The following is a 603-nucleotide window of genomic DNA, read 5'->3' on the forward strand; positions in this document are numbered from 1 at the left end:
GCCTGCATCAAATCCGAAAAAGGCTGTAACTGCTATACCGATCAAGGAACAAGAATAAAAGAGATCAGCAAAAAAACCTGTGTCCAATATGTAAATGACGGCCTGCCCTTTAACCCCTATAAGACAAAACAGCCCGAAACGGCGGCAACGGAAGCACCAAAGGCACAGCCCGAAACGCCGCAAGTCTTGACAATGGGAGGAAAGAGTCCGCAGAATTTAATGTATGACGGTTATAATGATAATGCCATGTCAAATCAAGGCGGAAAGGTTAATTAATGAATGCTGGTCTAGCGTTTTTTCTTGGCGTTGTTTTAACAGTTATTTATTTCAAAAAAGGTATAAAAGGAATTTTTATTTTTGCATTTCCTATTTTATTAATTGTAATCTTTTATATTTATAATATATTGATAACAATATGAAACAATCTCACTCACTTAAACACAAGTCAGGGGGAGGACGTCCAGAAAGATTTGTAAAGACAGTTTTATCGTCTTTATAAATCTTTTTGGATACCCCTTGACGCTAGCCCACCAAAAAACGCTATTAGCAAGGGTTGGTGCGGTTTTTTGCGCCAACCCCTGCCACGTGGCGAACGTCCCCGAA

Annotated in this window: 1 pseudogene; it reads left to right on the forward strand. The window is 39.6% G+C overall.

The features are described from left to right. Positions 1–276: pseudogene (locus HMPREF2711_RS10485) on the forward strand (zonular occludens toxin family protein); the annotation flags it as partial. Positions 277–603: the final 327 nt, after the last annotated feature.

It is taken from the genome of Neisseria sp. HMSC070A01 (assembly GCF_001810165.1).
GTDB lineage: Bacteria > Pseudomonadota > Gammaproteobacteria > Burkholderiales > Neisseriaceae > Neisseria.